At 70.7% G+C, this 16,498-nt stretch carries 17 protein-coding genes; 6 read left to right on the top strand and 11 right to left on the bottom strand.

What is annotated here, in order from left to right; genetic code table 11:
* Positions 1-321 precede the first annotated feature (321 nt).
* Both ACIA3K_RS20425 and ACIA3K_RS20420 read left to right on the top strand, forming a co-directional pair.
* Positions 322-1,101 carry a hypothetical protein gene (locus tag ACIA3K_RS20425; protein ID WP_396802869.1) on the top strand — a complete coding sequence of 260 codons (780 nt, stop codon included), beginning with the start codon at positions 322-324 and terminating at the stop codon, positions 1,099-1,101.
* Positions 1,098-1,463, top strand: coding sequence for a GntR family transcriptional regulator (locus tag ACIA3K_RS20420; protein ID WP_396802867.1), 366 nt, complete (start codon positions 1,098-1,100; stop codon positions 1,461-1,463). The genes ACIA3K_RS20425 and ACIA3K_RS20420 overlap by 4 nt, the downstream gene beginning before the upstream one ends.
* 81 nt (positions 1,464-1,544) lie before the next feature.
* Here ACIA3K_RS20420 and ACIA3K_RS20415 read toward each other — a convergent pair whose 3' ends face one another.
* Together ACIA3K_RS20415 and ACIA3K_RS20410 are read right to left on the bottom strand one after the other, a co-directional pair.
* Positions 1,545-1,787: a hypothetical protein gene (locus ACIA3K_RS20415; protein WP_396802865.1), complete on the bottom strand. Its 243-nt coding sequence runs from the start codon at positions 1,785-1,787 to the stop codon at positions 1,545-1,547.
* 199 nt (positions 1,788-1,986) lie between these two features.
* Positions 1,987-5,172, bottom strand: a complete 3,186-nt coding sequence (locus ACIA3K_RS20410) for a penicillin acylase family protein (protein ID WP_396802864.1) — start codon at positions 5,170-5,172, stop codon at positions 1,987-1,989.
* A 357-nt stretch (positions 5,173-5,529) separates the two neighbouring features.
* On the opposite strand from ACIA3K_RS20410, the gene ACIA3K_RS20405 reads away from it, so the two are divergent.
* Positions 5,530-6,006 carry an SRPBCC family protein gene (locus ACIA3K_RS20405; protein WP_396802862.1) on the top strand — a complete coding sequence of 159 codons (477 nt, stop codon included), beginning with the start codon at positions 5,530-5,532 and terminating at the stop codon, positions 6,004-6,006.
* Positions 6,003-6,644: an SRPBCC family protein gene (locus ACIA3K_RS20400; RefSeq protein WP_396802860.1), complete on the top strand. Its 642-nt coding sequence runs from the start codon at positions 6,003-6,005 to the stop codon at positions 6,642-6,644. Before ACIA3K_RS20405 ends, ACIA3K_RS20400 begins: the two co-directional genes overlap by 4 nt.
* Before the next feature lie 60 nt (positions 6,645-6,704).
* Here ACIA3K_RS20400 and ACIA3K_RS20395 read toward each other — a convergent pair whose 3' ends face one another.
* Both ACIA3K_RS20395 and ACIA3K_RS20390 read right to left on the bottom strand, forming a co-directional pair.
* On the bottom strand, positions 6,705-9,428 hold the full coding sequence (locus tag ACIA3K_RS20395) for an AAA family ATPase (RefSeq protein WP_396802858.1): 2,724 nt from the start codon (positions 9,426-9,428) through the stop codon (positions 6,705-6,707).
* A 75-nt stretch (positions 9,429-9,503) separates the two neighbouring features.
* A complete protein-coding gene (locus tag ACIA3K_RS20390) occupies positions 9,504-9,953 on the bottom strand; it encodes a VOC family protein (protein WP_396802856.1) in 450 nt (149 codons plus the stop codon).
* 121 nt (positions 9,954-10,074) lie between these two features.
* On the opposite strand from ACIA3K_RS20390, the gene ACIA3K_RS20385 reads away from it, so the two are divergent.
* Entirely contained in the window at positions 10,075-10,875 is an 801-nt protein-coding gene (locus ACIA3K_RS20385; RefSeq protein ID WP_396802854.1) for a helix-turn-helix transcriptional regulator, read from the top strand.
* Between the two features lie 2 nt (positions 10,876-10,877).
* On the opposite strand, the gene ACIA3K_RS20380 is transcribed toward ACIA3K_RS20385, so the two are convergent.
* A complete protein-coding gene (locus ACIA3K_RS20380) occupies positions 10,878-11,630 on the bottom strand; it encodes a TetR/AcrR family transcriptional regulator (RefSeq protein WP_396802853.1) in 753 nt (250 codons plus the stop codon).
* A 102-nt stretch (positions 11,631-11,732) separates the two neighbouring features.
* Here ACIA3K_RS20380 and ACIA3K_RS20375 point away from each other — a divergent pair, with 102 nt between their 5' ends.
* Positions 11,733-12,962, top strand: a complete 1,230-nt coding sequence (locus tag ACIA3K_RS20375) for a DUF418 domain-containing protein (RefSeq protein WP_396802851.1) — start codon at positions 11,733-11,735, stop codon at positions 12,960-12,962.
* Here the strand turns inward: ACIA3K_RS20375 and ACIA3K_RS20370 are convergent.
* The 6 genes from ACIA3K_RS20370 to ACIA3K_RS20345 all read right to left on the bottom strand — a co-directional run bounded on the left by ACIA3K_RS20370 (position 12,944) and on the right by ACIA3K_RS20345 (position 16,423).
* Positions 12,944-13,513, bottom strand: coding sequence for a dihydrofolate reductase family protein (locus tag ACIA3K_RS20370; protein WP_396802848.1), 570 nt, complete (start codon positions 13,511-13,513; stop codon positions 12,944-12,946). The genes ACIA3K_RS20375 and ACIA3K_RS20370 overlap by 19 nt on opposite strands.
* 56 nt (positions 13,514-13,569) lie before the next feature.
* Complete coding sequence (locus tag ACIA3K_RS20365) at positions 13,570-14,397, bottom strand: TIGR02452 family protein (RefSeq protein ID WP_396802847.1); 828 nt, start codon at positions 14,395-14,397, stop codon at positions 13,570-13,572.
* Positions 14,398-14,511: 114 nt separating this feature from the next.
* On the bottom strand, positions 14,512-15,084 hold the full coding sequence (locus ACIA3K_RS20360; RefSeq protein ID WP_396802846.1) for a GNAT family N-acetyltransferase: 573 nt from the start codon (positions 15,082-15,084) through the stop codon (positions 14,512-14,514).
* Between the two features lie 50 nt (positions 15,085-15,134).
* Entirely contained in the window at positions 15,135-15,602 is a 468-nt protein-coding gene (locus tag ACIA3K_RS20355) for an NUDIX domain-containing protein (protein ID WP_396802844.1), read from the bottom strand.
* A gap of 15 nt (positions 15,603-15,617) precedes the next feature.
* A complete protein-coding gene (locus ACIA3K_RS20350; protein WP_396802843.1) occupies positions 15,618-15,878 on the bottom strand; it encodes a hypothetical protein in 261 nt (86 codons plus the stop codon).
* On the bottom strand, positions 15,869-16,423 hold the full coding sequence (locus tag ACIA3K_RS20345; RefSeq protein WP_396802841.1) for a hypothetical protein: 555 nt from the start codon (positions 16,421-16,423) through the stop codon (positions 15,869-15,871). The genes ACIA3K_RS20350 and ACIA3K_RS20345 overlap by 10 nt, the downstream gene beginning before the upstream one ends.
* Positions 16,424-16,498 lie beyond the last annotated feature (75 nt).

The raw sequence follows: 16,498 nt of genomic DNA, 5'->3' as shown, positions 1-16,498 counted from the left end.
AACCGTCACCTAAGAGACGGACCGACGGGCCATTTGGGTCGCATTTTCCCGGCACCAATTTCGGTTGCCAGCGGTGAGCTTGGTCGCACTTTCAGTAAGTGGTCAGACAGTTTCGGAGAGTTATGTGGCGTCGCCGCATTCCGAGGAATGGCCGAGCACCGGAGAGAGCGGCGAATTTGATGCAGAAGGTCCCTTGACGATTACCGAGCGCAACGAGGCTACTTCCGCCCTACCGACGCCACGCGCGGCGCGGGTTGACATTGCCCCATGTTATGTCTCAGTCTGTTGAGACAAGGCTTGCGACGTATCGGGGTGGGTGTCATGCGCGAAGCGGATCATGCGGAAGCCGGACGGTGGCTCAGCCGGCACGGCCTGAACGACGTCGAGCCGACGCCGCTGCTCGCGACGCGACTGGCGGTACGGCGGCACGCGAAGCTCGCCGACAGCGTCCTGTTGGCCGCGTTTCTGATCGGCGCCGCGCTGACGCACGTGCTGAGCCGACTCGACGACGACACGTTCTCCTGGCCGCCGCTGCTGGCGCTCGCGGTGCTGGTGGTAGTACTGCTGACCGGGCAGTGGCTGCTCGGCTGGTGGATACGGCGGGTCGACCGGACGGCCGGCGCGCGATTGTCCCGGCGGGTGGCCCATCCGGTCGAGCTTGGCTGGCCGGTGGTGCTCGGTCGGCCGCACGCCGCCTTCGCGGTCGCCACGTTCGGCGGCGCGGCGCTCCTCGCCGTGAGCGTGCTGCCCGTGCCGGACCCCGGCCTGCGATACGGAGCGGCCGTAGTGCTGATCGGCCTCACCGGCGTCGGGGCTGGGGTCGTCATGCAGCTACGCCAGATCCTGACGACGCCGGCCGTGGCCGAGGACGAGGGGTCGCTCACCGTCGACGTCATCATGCGGGTCGAGGACGCCCGCCACCTCGTCACCCCGAGCCTCGTCTGGTCGCTGCCGGCCATCTTCCTGTACGGGGAGTCGATCGGCTGGTGGAACGCCGTCTCACTAGCGCTCGTGCTGGCGGGCGTCTGCGCGCTCGGCCTGATCGAGGGCCGTACCACGGATGTCGGGACGACGGCGCGGCGCGCCCTGGCGGTCCGATGATCGTCATCGACGCGGCCTCACCGACCCCGCCGTACGAGCAGCTCCGGGCCCAACTCGCGAGGCAGATCCAGGGCCGCACGCTCGCCGTCGGCACCAGACTGCCGACGATCCGCCGGCTCGCGGCCGACCTTGGTCTCGCCGTGAACACCGTCGGACGGGCGTACCGGGAACTGGAGGAGGCCGGGCTCATCGAGACCCGCGGGCGGGCCGGCTCGTTCGTCTCGGCCGGCGGTGAGCAGTCCCTCGAGCAGGCCCGCCGCGCCGCCCACGACTACGCGGCCGTCGTCGCCCGCGTCGGCATCGATGCCGCCGAGGCGATCCGGATCGTCAAAGCGGCGCTGGGCCAGGCCTCGACGCCATGACCGCCTCCAGCTCCGACTGGCCACGCCGATGCCGAGGGGTGACGGTGCGCAGGGGCCGCTCTCGCGCACCGTCGCGGAGGGTCATTCCTCCGCAGCGGGTCGGCTGTGCACCACCAGCTCGCCGATCTCCAACCGGCCGACGCGCAGCTCCCGCACGACCGCGCGGCGGACAGCCAGTCGACCGATGACCAGCGCCCCGACAGCCACGGCTCCGAGCGCCAGCGCCCCCAGAGCCAGGGCACCGAGCGATGCCGCCCCCGCCGCCCTGGCACCGGTGGCCACCGCGCCCGTCGCCACCGCGCCGTCGACGCGCGTACCGGTCAATCGCCTCAGCCGAACCTCTCGCTTCATCGCTCCATTGTCCGCGTACCGTCGGCCGAACGCCGCCCATAAACCGCAGGTGTCACCGAGAGCACCGCTCCTCGCCCGGCGAACGAGGGACGTCGCCGGCACCGGTTACCCGGCACCGCCGGCCAGGGGCGGGAGGGGCCGGCGATCGGTTCGCCGTCCCCTCCCGGTCGGGTCACCGTCCGTACAGCTCGAATTCGTGCAGCGAGAATCCGTAGGAGGTGGCCCGTTTGACGCCGTACACCCGCACGTAGCGGGCCGTGACCGGAGCGAAGGTGGCGTTGTCGACGCCGCCGTTGCCGACGGTGGTGGCGAACACCGGCGTCCAGGAGCTGCCGTCGCCGGAGACCTCGATCCGGTACGAGGTGCCGTAGGCCGACTCCCAGCGCAGCACCGCCCGGCTGACGGTGCGGGCCGCGCCGAGGTCGACGCGGAGCCACTGGTTGTCGTTGTAGCTGCTGGCCCACCGGCTGCTCAGGCTGCCGTCGACAGCCTTGTCCGGCGTGTAGCTGGTGAGGAACTGGGTGCTCGACGCCGTCGCCGGGCGGCCCTGGGCCAGGTTGGTGACGTCGTCACCCCGGCGGGCCGGGAACGAGACGACCTGCTGGTAGGTGGGACGGTTCTGCCAGGCGATCACCGGGTGGGTGATGCCGCCGAGCCCCGAGTGTGCGATCGAGTCGGCGCACCACTGGTCACCGGCACCACAGGACTTGTCGCCGGGATAGACCGTGGTGGCCGGCAGCGCGGCGGCCTGGCCGAGTGTGTCCAACAGGGATTGTCGGCACGCGCCGAGGTTGCCGTTGCCGCAGTACGCGCGACCCGGCCCGCCGGCGACGGGATCGCCGAGCACGGTACGCAGGTCCTTGTCTACGTAGCCCCACCAGCCGTGCTGGAACGACGAGCCCTTGTGCGCCTGACCTTGCGACGCCCAGCTCACGGTGCCGTCACGTCCGCCGTTCTGGCCGCCCGACGGCGCCTCGTTGACCTCGATGGCGTCGACCAGCGCGGCGTAGAGATCCGGACCGAGGCCGGGCCGGAACTCGGCCGAGGCCAGCAGCGGCCACCAGGCGTCGAAGATCCGGATCGCGTCGGCGTGCTGGTAGACCTTGGAGCCCGGGGCTGTCTCCACCCGGCGGGTGCCCGCCTGCTGCCAGGCGCGCAGCTTGCCCACCGCGTCGGCCAGCGCCGGGTCGGTGACCGGCGTGCTGTCCAGCACCCGCAACAGCTCGCCGAGGACCTGCTGACCGCGAAGGTCGGTCACCGCCGCGTCCGCCATGATCTTGACAACGTCGGCGCGGCCGAGCTTGCGCTGGGAGATCGCCGTCCGCACCGGTCCGTCGAGCAACTGACCCCGGTGTACGGAGCCGAAGCTGAAGTTGCCGTCGGCCGCCCCGAAGTCCCGCGCCTGCTTGTTGTTCCAGCTCACGTAGTAGTCCTGGTTGACCGACTGCGGGTGGGCCGATGCCGGCGTGTACGTGGCGTCGTTGGTGTCGGGATTCCAGCCGGCCCACTCGTACGCCGGTTCGGCCTTCGCCGGGAGGTTGGGGTCGGTGACGGACGACCGGACCGGGTTCGAGCCGGAGTTGAAGTACGCCGCCTCGGTCGAGTTGACGTAGAACCAGTTGAACGCGTATCCGACGCTGGCGGCGGAGCCCTGGAAGGCCGCCGCGCTGCCCATCGCCGCCGGGTCGTTGAAGGCCTGGAAACCGATCGCCGAGTCGGCCTCGTGCCGGTAGGTGGAGCGCAGCTTGGTGAACGCGGTCGGTTGCCCGTTCACCAGTCCCCGGTAGGAGACCAACCCGTACCTGGTGCGCAGCGCGCGCAACGTGTACGAACCCGCAGGGGTGGAGTCCGCCAGCGTGGGCGACCAGGAGTTGCGCTGCTCCAACGCCTCCATCGCGAGGCACTGCCCGTGGTAGAGGTAGCGGTTGGACCCCAGCGTCGGCGCGGTGCCGTCGGTGGTGCACAGCGGCACCGCGTACGTGTCGGTGAGGTCCTGGGAGGCGGAGGTGGCGCTCCACGCGTAGTCCTGGCCGCGACCGAGCAGCACGTAGAGGTTCAGCCCGGCGAACGCGGCCCCTCGCGCGCTGATGCCCGGCCCCTGCAATTCCTGGAGCATGAGCAGTTGCGGTGCGAAGTAGCCAGTCTGCGGACCGAACACGGCGACCGGGTTACCGGTGGTGGTGTGCCGTCCGGAGACCACGACAGCGTTGGACATGCCGTGTGCGCGCAGGTTCGCCAGCCCGCCGATCAGCTCCTTGGTAGCGGCGCTCGCGCCGGTGCGGGAGGCGGCCCCGCCGCTGGCGTCGTGGGCGAGCGGCTCGGCGACCACGGTCCCGGCGTCGGGGAGTACCGCGCTGGTCGCGCCCGGAGGCGTCCCCCCGTACGGGAAGCTCTGCCCGTCGTGCAGGGTGAGCACGGTCTCCGGGTCGTTCTGCGACCGGAACGCCGCCCACACCTTGTCGCCCTCGGTCACGCCGTACCTGGCCCGGGCGGCCACCCGGACCAGGGCGGACTGGATCTCGCTGCCGCCGCCTCCGCCGAACAGGCCACCGATCACGCCAGCGGTGGCGATCAGGTCGGTCATGGTGAAGTGCCTCGGCTTGCCGGCGCCGGCGAGCACGTACTCACCCGGGTAGTTGTCGTCGGCGATCGACTTGTCGATGTAGGCGTTGATGCCGGCGATGTAGTCCACCACGTCGGTGTAGAGCTGCTGACCACGGGCGCCCTTGGTGCGCAGCGCGTCCACCTGGGCCTGGAGGTCCGCCTCGGTGTACGGGGAGTTGGCCCAGACGCTCTGCTCCAGCTCGCGGTTGCCGGGCGCGCCGCCGGCGAACGAGCTGACGTTGCCCCGGCCGACGTGCCGCAGCAGGTCCATCACCCAGAGCCGGTCCTGCGCACCGGCGTAGCCGGCGCCGAACATCGTGCCGCCGCGGGTGGTGCCGGTGACGTGTGGGACGCCGGTGGCCTTGTCCCGCACGATGGTCACGTCCGCGCGCGGCGAGACGGTGCTCTCGACCTGTGCGGCCGGCACGCCGAACGAGGCGTCGTTGTAGAACTGGGCGATCTGCTCGTCGGTCAGCCCGGCGTAGTTGTAGACCAGGTTCGCGTACTCGTCGAGCTGGTCGCTGGAGTGCGTGGGGCGGGTGCCGAGCGCCTGGTGCGCCAGGATGGCGACGAGCGTGGCGTTGCCGTTCTGTCCGGGCGGCAGGATGTCGGAGCACTGGCCGAGGCAGTAGTCGTTGGTGGCGAACGTGGTGGCGGCCAGCGCCGGTGACGGCGGGGTCACCGTCAGGACGCTCGCGGTCAGGGCGGCGGCGGTGAAGGCCGCGAGCCGGGTACGGACAGCGGGACGGGGCATGGCGATCCTCCGGGGGACGCGGAGTCGGGCCGTTCGGTCACGCCCGGCTTCCGGTGCCGACGTCTCGCCCTCCGCGCCCGGGCGATCCACCCGGAGGTGAGAATGACTCACATCGATCTCCGGGCAATGATCGGCGCTGAACTACCGTTCGGGATACCCGTCGTTCACCACGCGCGAATGCCGACGTTTCGTCACCCGAGTCGGTACGACGCCGCCCAGCGAAGTAGGTAGTTCTTGCCGATGTGCGGCGATTGCCGTCTTGGCACGATCACTTCTGCCGGGTGTGGATCCAGTGGGTCGCGCACACCCGGCGCTGTCGATCGTCAGTAACCGCGGAGAGGCTTCACGATGAAGAACATGACAGACGCCGAGGAGGCCGGCATTGACGCGTCGGCCCCGGTGCTCAGCCGGCACAGCGTCACGGTGAGCGCGTCGGCGGGCACCGTGTGGCGGATCCTCACGGACATCGACGCCTGGACGACCTGGCTGCCGGAAATCCCGTACGCACGCGTCGAGACGCCAGGTCCGCTCGCGCCGGGCTCCGTGTTCCGCTGGTCCGCCGCCGGCATGGAGATCGAGTCGACCATCCTTGCCGTACGGCCGCAGGAACGCCTCGTCTGGCGGGGATATGGCAATGGGCCGGACGGCGTGCTCGGCATCCACGTCTGGACGCTCACTCCGAGCGACGAGGGTGTGCAGGTGTCGACCGAGGAATCCTTCGCCGGCCCACCCGTCGACGCCGACCCCGCACCGTTCCAGGAGGGCCTCGACGCGACCCTCGCCGGTTGGCTGGAGCGCCTCAAGCACACCGCCGAGGAGGCGACCGCCCGATGAGAAACCGGGTGGCTGCCCTCGCGGCGGCGGTGATCGCGGCCGGTCTCGTGGGCGTCGCAGGTGCGCCGGCCCGGGCCGAGGCCCGGCGTGCCGGCGGCCCGGACCGCGGGCTCCTGCAATGCGCGGGCGGAACCGTCGACAGCGCGGCGAAGATCCGTTATCGGTCGGAGCGGATGATCGACGCCCCGTTGCGGACCGTCTGGAAGATCCAGACCGACGTGGAACGCTGGCCGACGTGGCAGAAGGCGGTTCTCTCCAGCAAGCGGCTCGATCGTGGCCCACTGCGTCCCGGGTCGTCGTTCCGCTGGACGACGCCGGTGCCCGAGACCGCGCTGAATCCCGCCACGACCCTCGTGGTCACGTCCACCGTCCGGCAGCTTCAGCAGCAGAGGTGCCTTCGGTGGAGCGGGCCGGCGATCGGCACCGGGCTGACCATCGACGGGGGTGTGCACGTGTGGACGTTCACCGAGGTCGACGGCCGGGTTCTGGTGCGTACCGAGGAGACGTGGCGCGGTGCGCAGGTGGAGCAGGACGTCAACTTCTCCACCACGGCTCTCAGTGGAGGTCTGGAGACGTGGCTGACGGAGCTGAAGACGCTCGCCGAACGCGAGTGTGAGCGGCCGGGCGCCCGGCGCTGATGTGACCCAGCGGCCCCGCCGGTCCGGTACCGGCGGGGCCGTTCGTCGCCCGAAGGCCGGTCAGCGCAGGAGTTCGCGCAACTGCCGGCGTGAGGTGATGCCCAGCTTCCGGTAGAGGTTGCGCAGGTGGGCGTCGATCGTCCGCGGGCTGACGAAGAGCAGCGCGGCGACCTCCTTGGTGCCCGCGCCGGAGGCGACCTTGCGGGCGACGAGTAGTTCCCGCGCGGTCAGCCCCGCGAGCGGATCGGCGTCGTCGGCCAGACTCGGTTCGCCGAGGGCATCCAGTTCGCGGGCGGCACGGGCGGCGAACCCGCGTGCGCCGATGGTGGAGAGCAGATCGTGCGCGGCGTGCAGCTCCACCCGTGCGTCGCTGCGGCGACCGATCCGTCGCAGCCACTCCCCGTACAGCAGGCGGGCGCGCGCGTAGTGGACCCGCATCCTGCTGTCGGCGAACCGGCTGATCGCCGCACGGTAGTGGTCCTGCGCGCCGAGCCCCGGATCGAGCAGCGCGCACGCCAGCAGATGCGCACCGGTCGTCCACGCGTTCGGGTTGACCCGTGCGACATCCCCGATCCAGCCGGCCGATTCCTCGGCCTCCTCGGGACGGCCGACGTAAGCGGCAGCTTCGACCAGCTCATGGTGGAAGGCGTTGACGGTGTACGCGCCGCGCCGGTGCTGGTCCCGCACGAGCAGCAACGCGTCGAGCGCCGCCTCGTGGTCGCCGCCGCCGTTGCAGAGCACGCCGTTCGCGTAGTGCAACGCGGTGGGATTCACTCCGACCCGGCCGTGCAACGTCTCCCGGATCTCCCGGAACGAGTCGATGTCACCCCGCCACGCAGCGAGCATCAGGTCGGACCCGACGAGGTTGGACGTCCCGGCGGCCTCGTCGACCGCACGCGCCTCGATGATGCAGACGTGCGCGTCGGCGAAGCGGCCCACGATCGTCCGGGCGACCGCCTGGAACCGCAGCGCGTGGGGAAGGATCGCGTAGGCGCCCTGTGCCCGGGCGAGCTCCACCTGACGGTCGGTGATCTCCTCCATGGCGTCGCTGTCCCCGAGGTCGATGCTCAACACGCAGGCGCGTTCCATCCACCACGGATTCGGGTCGGGTGTGCGGGCATGCTCCAGAAAGGCGTCGACAGCGCGGCGCATCACGGGCATCGCCTCGTCCACCGGACGGAGGTTCTGTTCGACGAACGCCTGCAACAGCAGGTCGACCGGACGTGGCGGCCGACGCTGGGGAGTCCGCTCCCGGATGTGCAGGGCGAGCCGTCGCAACCTCCCGGGCTCGTCGACGCTGAACATGAGCGATGCGAAGGCTTCCAGGTAGGTCTCGCGGACCTCGTCAGGCCCCGCGCCGTCGGCCGCGTCGATGAGGGCGATCGTCGCCGGAATACTGCGCGTCAGGTGATAGTCGATCGTCGCGCGCAGCAGTCGCGCCGCGCCTCGGTCGGCCGATTCCGGCTGGAGGCGCTCGGCCTCGTCCACCAGTTCCCGGGCGGCAGCGGGTGCTCCCGAACCCAACCGCGCCCGGGCCGCGGCCAACAACCGGCGGGCCTGCCTCGACCGACCCGGTGTCAGTCGGGCCGCGCGCTCGAGGAACGCGGCCACGGCCGCGAGGCCCCCGCGGCGCTGTGCCCGTCCGGCCGAACGTTCGAGTTCTGCCGCGATCTCCTCGTCCGGGCCCGTGATCGCGCTTGCCCGGTGCCAAGCGCGACGGTCGGGGTCGATCTCGGCGTCCGTCCCGGCGGCAAGTGCCGCGTGCGCCTGCCGTCGCGCCCCGGCACCGCTGGATCGGTATACCGCGGAACGTGCCATCGGATGCCGGAAGTGCACCCGGGACCCGGCCACCAGGAGGCCGCTGTCCTCGGCCGCAGCCAGGTCTGCACCGTCGAGGCCCTGGATCGCCATGGCCCGCCGCAACAGTACGAGGTCACCCGTCGGCTCGGCGGCGGCCAGCACCAGCACCGAGCGCGTGGGCGTCGGCAGCCGCAGGAACCGATTCACGAACCGGTGCTCCACGGTGCCGTGCCCGGCGTCTCCGGGCAGTCCGAACGGTCCGGCGTCGCGGGCGAACTCCACCAGCGCGAGAGGGTTGCCGGCCGCTTCGGCGAGGATCCGTTGCACGACCGCTGCTTCGTGGCCCAACGGTGTCCGGTACCGCAGCAGGGTGAGAGCCTCCGAATCGGTGAGCCCGACGACGGAGAGGGTGGGTAGGCGACCGAGTTCCGACACCGAGGCGGCGTCGCGGGCGGCGAAGACCATGGCGACCCGCTCCGCCGCCACGCGTGCCGCGACGAAGGCCAGTAGCTGCCGCGAGCCGACGTCGATCCACTGCGCGTCGTCGACCACGCAGAACACCGGCCCGCGCCGGGCCGCCGCACTCAGCAGGCCCAGAACAGCCAGGCCGACCAGCATCGGAGTCGGCGTGATCCCGGCGTGCAGCCCGAACACCGTGTCGAGCGCGCGCCGCTGTGGTGCGGGCAGCCCGTTGCGGTGGTCGAGCACTGGCGCGCACAACTGGTGCAGGGCCGAGTAGGGCAGTTCGCTCTCGAACTCGATCCCACCGGCGCGCAGCACCCGCCATCCGTCGAGCTGTGCGGCGGCCTCGTCGATGAGCGTGGACTTGCCGATTCCCGCGTCACCGACAACGAGCATCGCTCCGCCGCGGCCACGCGCCGCGGCGGCCGTCAGCGAGGCGATCTCACCCAGCTCTGCCTCTCGCGCGACGAGGGTCCCCGGCCTGATATCGAACAGATGGCGGGTAACGGTGCCAGCTCCCATCGAGTTGTCCGGCCTGGCCGATGGTATCCACAGCAGTGCGCCGATCGGGCCGACCGCTGGGTCCGGCCGACGCTCCTACGAGGGCAACTCGAACAGTTCCAACTGGATGCCGTCAGGGTCACGCAGGTAGAGGATCTTCGTCCCGGCCAGCGTCCCCGCCTCGACGCCGTCGCCGTCCTGGAGCACGACCGGATCGGCGTTGACGTGCACGCCTCGCTCCACCAGGTCGCGGTGCGCCGCGTCCAGGTCGTCGACCTCGAAACACAGGTGCATCACCCCGACGTCGCAGTTGCGCCCAGCGAAGGGCCTCGGCTGCGGGCTGTCGTACTGGATGAGTTCCAGGAGGACGTTGTCACCGGCCAGCGCGAACGACGCCCGCATCGACGGGTTCTCGACCTCCACGACAGCACCGATCGCCGGGTTCGTCGCCGAGATCGTCACGCCGTTCGGGGAGATGCCGAGCACGTCCTCGTACCACCTCATCGACCGCGTCAGATCGCTGACCGGCACTCCGATGTGATTCATCCTGGTCACTCTGCTCATGATCCCCATCCTCAGGGTCCGAAGCGCCCCCGGGGAAGGCACAGGTCTTCCGCGTACCGCTGGTACCACCCAGCTCCCACGGCGGATGGCGGATCATGTGGTGATGAGTGATCTCGGAGCCGCGCTGCGGGCCTGGCGCGATCGCACAGACCCGGCGTCGGTCGGTCTCGCGAACGCATCCCCCCGCCGCGTCGCCGGGCTGCGGCGAGGCGAGCTGGCGGCACTGGCCGGCATCTCCCCCGAATACGTGGCACGCCTCGAACAGGGTCGGGCCGCCACGCCGTCGGCACAGGTGTGCACCTCTCTGGCTCGCGCGTTACGACTCTCCGACGACGAGGAGGCGCACCTGATGCGCCTTGCCGGCTTCGCCGCGGCCCCGGATCGGATACCCCGCCTGATTCCCGCCAGTTTGCACCGCGTCATCGATCACCTCGGCGACACCCCGGCGGCCGTCTACGACGCCGTGTGGCGGCTGCTGCACTGGAACCGGCTGTTCGCGGCCGTCTTCGGCGATCCCACGGGCGCAACGGCTGACGACCGCAACGCGCTGATCGTCCAGTTCGAGTCCCGGAACCCGCGGGTCCGCCAAAGCGAGACCGAGCGCGCCTACTTCGAGCAGTCATTGGTGGCCGACCTGCGCGCCACCAGCGCCCGCTATCCGAACGATCCCGACGTGGCGGCGTTGATCTCGCGCATGGCCGGCAACGACAGGTTCCACCAACTCTGGGCCCTTCGCGCGGTGGCCAACCACGAAAGCGCCCACAAGACCGCCGTACACCCGGACGTGGGCGCCATCCCGCTGGACGCCAACGTCCTGACCACTCAGAACACCGACCTGCGCCTCGTCGTCCTCACCCCTCGGCCCGACACCACCGCTCGCGAGAAGCTGGATCGACTGGGCTGAAGTCACCGGCGCTCAGTCGTGCGCCCCCGTGCTACGAGCGCTTCGATGCCGTCCAGGAGCAGGCCGAGCCCGAAGGTGAAGTCGGCGTCGTCGATCCACTCCTCGGTGACGCCAAGCGCACTCGCGCCGATGGCCGAGGTCAGCTCCGGGTAGGCGTCCGCGTCGAGTACCTGCCCGAGGATCTCGCCGTACTCGGCCAGTCCGCCGATCGAGTCGTCGGTGGCGGCCGGGCCGGCGCTCAGCGCGTGGGCAAGGGCCGCCTGCTGGGCAGCGTAACCACTGAGAACGGTGGCGATGTTGATCCGTGCGCCGTGAGCCAGCCCGGTATCGGCGAGCGCGGCGAGCGCGCGGTCCAGCCAGCGCAGCAACCGGGGCCCGGTGGGCGGGGTGCGCTGGTCGAGCGCCAGCAGCCACGGTCGGGCGAGCAGGAAGTCGCGGTTGGCGCGCGTCCAGTCGAACAGGTAATCGCGCCAGGCGCGCCCGTCGAGCGCGGGCGGCTCGGGCGCCGCGGCGTCAGCCATCATGACCAGCAGTTCGTCTTTGCTGCCGACGTAGCGGTAAAGGGACATGGCCGCCACCCCGAGCTGGGTCGCGACGCTGCCCATCGTCACCCCCGCCAGACCCTCGCGGTCGGCGATCCGGATCGCGGCGTCGACGATGCCGCCCACTTCGAGGCTGGGCCGGGGGCCGTGCCGGGAGCTGGTCTCACGACCCCACATCCGGGCCACGACTGCCGGAAGCCTCCGTTGCGCCACGTCCGAATCTCCTCGCTCTTCACCCGGGGGTCTTGCCTGCACTCTAGATCTCGGGGACTCTGTATCTCGTACGGTGTAGCTAATACGGAGAAGGAGATCGTGATGACCACGCGGGTACCGGGCGGACGTCTGCACGACGTCGACGCGATCCGAGGGTTCGCCCTCCTCGGCATATTCGCTGTCAACGTCACCTTCATGGCCTCCGGCTATCCGGGGAACCTGGTGACCGATCCCGACTTCACCTCGGACCTCGACGACGCCGTCCGCACGTTTTCCTCGGTCTTCGTCGACATGAAGTTCTACGTGCTGTTCTCGTTCCTCTTCGGATACAGCTTCACCCTCCAGATGACCGCGGCGAGCAGGGCCGGCGCGGCGTTCCCAGCGCGCATGCTCCGCCGGATCGGTGGTCTCTTCGTCCTCGGCGCCCTGCACACCGTGTTCCTGTACGGCGGCGACATCCTCACCACGTACGCGGTGGCGTGCCTCGCGCTGCTCCTGCTGCGCAAGGTGGCCGACCGGACGGCGCTTCGGATCGCGGCCGCGCTCTACACGCTCGTGCTGATCAGCCTCGTCGCCAGCGCGCTCCTCGTGGACCGTTCGGCGTTCCTGCCCGGCGAGGCCGAGGCGCTGGCCAACGGCGAGGAGGCGACCCAGGCCCTGCTCGGCGGTTGGACGGCGATCATCGGTGAACACCTCGCCGGCCTGCCCCTGCTGGTGCTCCAGGCGGTCACCCTGCAGGGGCCGACCGCCCTGGCGCTGTTCCTGCTCGGCATGATCGCCGGACGCCGGCAGTGGCTGAACCGGGCCTGGGGCAACGAGCCGGTGCTGCGCCGGATCCAGTGGATCGGATTTCCGGTCGGACTGCTCGGGGCGGCCGTCTACGCGGCCAGCGGCGGCAACGGCAACACTCTCGGCGTCGCAGCCAGCGTTTCGACCGCGCCGCTGCTGGCCGCCGCCTATGTGGCGACGCTGCTGCGGATCATGCACAACCCGCGTACGTCGGTGGTCCGGGCGGCGCTCGCCCCGGCCGGCCGGATGGCCCTCACCAACTACCTCGCCCAGTCGGCGGTCGGCCTGATCGCCTTCACCGGCATCGGCTTCGGCCTCGCCGGGACGTTCTCACCGCTGGCCCTCTTCGCCTTCGTTCTCGCGGTGTTCGCCGCCCAGTTGGTGGCGAGCGCGTTCTGGCTGCGGCGGTTCCGCTACGGGCCGGTCGAGTGGGCGCTGCGCTGGCTCACCAACGCCCACCGTCCTGCCTTCGTCGCCCGAACCGATCGGGTGCACGCGGTCGAGGACGGCGCACGGCGGCCCGATCACGCGTCCTCGGCGTAGCGGACGGCGTACCTGTGCAGCGTGACGCCCTCGGCGAAGGAGCCCTGCTCGATCAGGTCCAGCTCCACCGATCGCTTCAACTCGTCGAAGAGTGGCCGACCCCCACCGAGGACGACGGGGTGCGTGAAGATCAGAAGCTCGTCCAGCAACCCCGCGCGGAGCAGATCGGTGGCGAGCGTCGCGCCGCCGACACCGATGTCGCCGTCCCGCTCCTCCCGGTACCTCGCGAGCAGCTCGACGGCGTCGCCGTCCGAGCCGAGGGTGCGGGTGTTGTACCCGGCCTCGGTGCGGGTGCGGGACACCAGCACCTTGGGCTTCGTCGTCCAGATCTCGCCGTACTCACGCATGAAGTCGGGCAGTTTCCCGTCCGTGCGGGCGGCCGGCCAGAACCCCTCCATCGTCTCGTAGATCGTGCGCCCCTGGACCATCGACGTCAGCGCGCGGGCCCGGGCGTTGAACTCCCGATGCAGCGGCTCGCCGATGCGCAGCCAGTTCCCGGCACCCTCCTCGCCCGGGGCATGCTCGATCCTGAGATCGAGAGAGACGTTCATCCAGTACACGAAACGGCCCGACACGTAGCCTCCCGGTGATCGCGGTCTGCACCCACCTAACCCGACGTTGGTGGATCCTCCACAGATCCCGCCAGGCGTTTCCTGAACGCGTGGTACACGGGGGTGCCCGGCAGACCGTCGTGGATGGCGAACACCACGTGGTCGAACCGGTCGACCACGTGCAGAGCGTCGGCGAACGCACCGGCCACCGCAGCGGGTTCGTTGCGGAACACCCCGCACCCCCAGGCGCCCAACACGATCGAGCGGTGTCCGTGCGCGGCGGCGACCTCCAACACCCGCCGCGCGCGCCGGGCCAGCACGGCCGGCACGTCCGCCGCGTCTGCCGGCTGGTTGCGCACGAGCGCGCCGAGGTTCGGCGCCGCGGCGGTCAGGAACGACGTCTGGTACGGCTGCTCGAGCAGGTTTCCCCTGTCGTCCCGGAACACCGGCACCAGCGGGGAGTAGATGACCCGGTCGCTGTAGCGCAGATCCTGCTCAGCGCGGTGGAACGCGTAGAACTCCGGCACGGCACGCAGGCACGGGTAGAGCGCCGACGAGCGCGCGATGCTCTCCTCCTGGGCCTGCGCCCCACTCAGGAAGCCGCCACCCGGGTTCTTCGCCGACGCGAACACCAGGCAGGCCGCACCGGGCCCGAGCCGGTACGCCGCCTGCAACGTCGACTCGTGCGTCACCTCCACCGTCGCGGCGGCGGGTGCCGCGTCCCGCGCCTCGAACACCTCGTCGGGGAGGTGGTGACGAGTCCCGGCGACCGCGGCGCGTACCGCCTCACCGACGACGACCTCGACGCCGTTGCCATTGCGATAGCGTCCCGACTCGACGATCGCGACGGTCTGCCGGGCGATCTCCCGAAGCCGGCCGCTCACCGGTCCACCTGCGGGAGCGGAAGACGAAGGGGGGCCACAGCCAGCAGGCTAGGCAGGCACGGCAGCCGTCCACAAGCCGATTTCGGGATCACGCTCGACACCCGTAGGCGAGGGTCACAGGGGTGACGGATCGTCGCGCAGCCGGCTGTAGAGCCAGCCGTCCCGCCAGGCGCCGGCCCGGAACTCGCAGGCCCGTACGACCCCCTCCAACTGGAAGCCGGCCTTCTCCAGCGACCGCTGCTCGGCAACGTTCTCGGCATGGGTGCCGGCCTGGATGCGCTGCGCCGGCGTGTGGCTGAACAGGTAGTCGCAGAGCAGCGCCTGGGCCCGCCAGCCGATGCCCTGGCCGCGCCACTCGGGCAGCAGCACGATGCCGATCTCCCAGTAGGGCGCCCGACCTCCGTACTGGCCCTGGAGGTAGCTGAGGAATCCCGCCCGCGCGTCGGCCGCCGGCTCGACCTGCACGATCAGGCCACCGGTCCGCTCGCCGAGATAGCCGTCCTCGGCGAACCGACGGGCCGGCGCGGCGGCGTCCCGGAAACCAGCCCAGTCGAGCCCGATCAGCCCGGGTTCGACCGCGAACCGGCGCAACATCTGCACGTCGTCCTCGGCCACCGGGCGCAGCCGTACGGTCGATCCGGAAGCCTGGTGCACGACGCCGACCACCTGCGGCTCAGAACTGGTCACCCTGGTGACCGTAGTGACACCCCGGGCGACCCGCTGTCCCGGTACCGCCGTCAGCTCGTGAGGTGGCCGGTTGCCCCCAGCAGCGCCCGGGTGAACCGGTTGAGGTCGGCACTCCGTAGCCGCGCCGGGGCGAACCAACCCAGCTCGCAGATCTCCTCCTGGTCCGGGGCGGGTGTCCCGTCGACGATCGCCGCCTCGTAGACGGCGGTGACGTACGCGACCTGGTCACCGTTGGAGTAGGTCACCTCGTAGTCCGTACCGCCCAGTACATCCAGCAGCCGCAGCCGGCCGATCTGGACGCCGATCTCCTCACGGACCTCGCGCACGGCCGCCTGGGCCGGTGATTCGCCGATCTCGACCGCACCGCCCGGCACACCCCACCTGTCCGGACTTCCGGTGTGGCGTACCAGCAGGAGCCGCCCGGTCTCGTCGACGACGAGGACCGACACCGACGGCAACTGGATCAGCTCGCGGCCGATCACGGCCCGCAGCCGGGCCAGGTGCGCGGAAATGGCCATCAGAGCACCCCCGGATCAGCGCGCGAACGGATCTGCCGGCAGGTCCGGTAGCGGCGGCGCGTCGCTCGTCTCGTCGACGGCGGTGATCTGCGAGTTGACGAGTGTGGGTGCCGCCAGCCGGCTCACCCGCCAGGCGAGGACACCGGCGGCAATCACGAGCGACACCGCCCCCGCAACGAGCAGCCACTGCCACGGTGACACCCGATGGTCGGCGCGCGGGGGCGGCTGCAGGTTCTTACGCCGGAATACCCAGATCGGAGGCCCGATCAAAGCCACGACAGCACCTCCTGGGCAACGGTGGCGGCTGACTCGACCACCGCCGAATCGGCGACGCCGACGGCCTCGTAGTCGACGAGCACCCCGTAGGTGCCGAGACACACCGAGAAGTGGATACGCCGGCCGGTCTCGTTGTCACCCGAGAGGTAGTAGAGCGCACGGTCACCGAGCGCGAACGGATGATTCCTTCTGTTCAGGGCCGGCTGCAGTCCACCACGGTCCAGGCAACGTGGACCGCGGCCTTCGTATCGGCCGTACCGTCCGAGTGACACCCACAGCGAGGTACGTGGGGCCGGGGTCCCGGACATGCTCTTGACCCAGCAGTAGTTCGAGCGCATGGCCGATTCGTTCTGCTCGGCCGCCTCGGGGGTACCGTGCCCGGGAACGAGACGATCGAGCACCTCCGACCGGATGAGCGGGCAGACCGCGGGAGGCGCAGGCGGATCCACCGTCGCACTCCGCCAGCCCAGCCGACCGCCGACGGCCACCGAGAGCAGGACGCAGAGGGCCACCACCAGGACGCTCACCCAATGTCCCCGCCGCATACCGGCAGTGTGACCGGACGCCGCAAATGAGCCATCCGTACGCCGAGAGCGCGGCAACGGCGCCGTCCGCCGCTA

This window comes from Micromonospora sp. NPDC051543, from assembly GCF_044454415.1.
In the GTDB taxonomy this organism is placed as follows: Bacteria; Actinomycetota; Actinomycetes; order Mycobacteriales; family Micromonosporaceae; genus Micromonospora.
This window is presented reverse-complemented; position numbering and strand designations above follow the sequence as displayed.

Coding starts and splice junctions, on each gene's coding strand:
- ACIA3K_RS20425 (WP_396802869.1), top strand. CDS start 322: ATGCGCGAAGCGGATCATGCGGAAGCCGGACGGTGGCTCAGCCGGCAC.
- ACIA3K_RS20420 (WP_396802867.1), top strand. CDS start 1,098: ATGATCGTCATCGACGCGGCCTCACCGACCCCGCCGTACGAGCAGCTC.
- ACIA3K_RS20410 (WP_396802864.1), bottom strand. CDS start 5,172: ATGCCCCGTCCCGCTGTCCGTACCCGGCTCGCGGCCTTCACCGCCGCC.
- ACIA3K_RS20405 (WP_396802862.1), top strand. CDS start 5,530: ATGACAGACGCCGAGGAGGCCGGCATTGACGCGTCGGCCCCGGTGCTC.
- ACIA3K_RS20400 (WP_396802860.1), top strand. CDS start 6,003: ATGAGAAACCGGGTGGCTGCCCTCGCGGCGGCGGTGATCGCGGCCGGT.
- ACIA3K_RS20395 (WP_396802858.1), bottom strand. CDS start 9,428: ATGGGAGCTGGCACCGTTACCCGCCATCTGTTCGATATCAGGCCGGGG.
- ACIA3K_RS20390 (WP_396802856.1), bottom strand. CDS start 9,953: ATGAATCACATCGGAGTGCCGGTCAGCGATCTGACGCGGTCGATGAGG.
- ACIA3K_RS20385 (WP_396802854.1), top strand. CDS start 10,075: ATGAGTGATCTCGGAGCCGCGCTGCGGGCCTGGCGCGATCGCACAGAC.
- ACIA3K_RS20375 (WP_396802851.1), top strand. CDS start 11,733: ATGACCACGCGGGTACCGGGCGGACGTCTGCACGACGTCGACGCGATC.
- ACIA3K_RS20370 (WP_396802848.1), bottom strand. CDS start 13,513: ATGAACGTCTCTCTCGATCTCAGGATCGAGCATGCCCCGGGCGAGGAG.
- ACIA3K_RS20355 (WP_396802844.1), bottom strand. CDS start 15,602: ATGGCCATTTCCGCGCACCTGGCCCGGCTGCGGGCCGTGATCGGCCGC.
- ACIA3K_RS20345 (WP_396802841.1), bottom strand. CDS start 16,423: ATGCGGCGGGGACATTGGGTGAGCGTCCTGGTGGTGGCCCTCTGCGTC.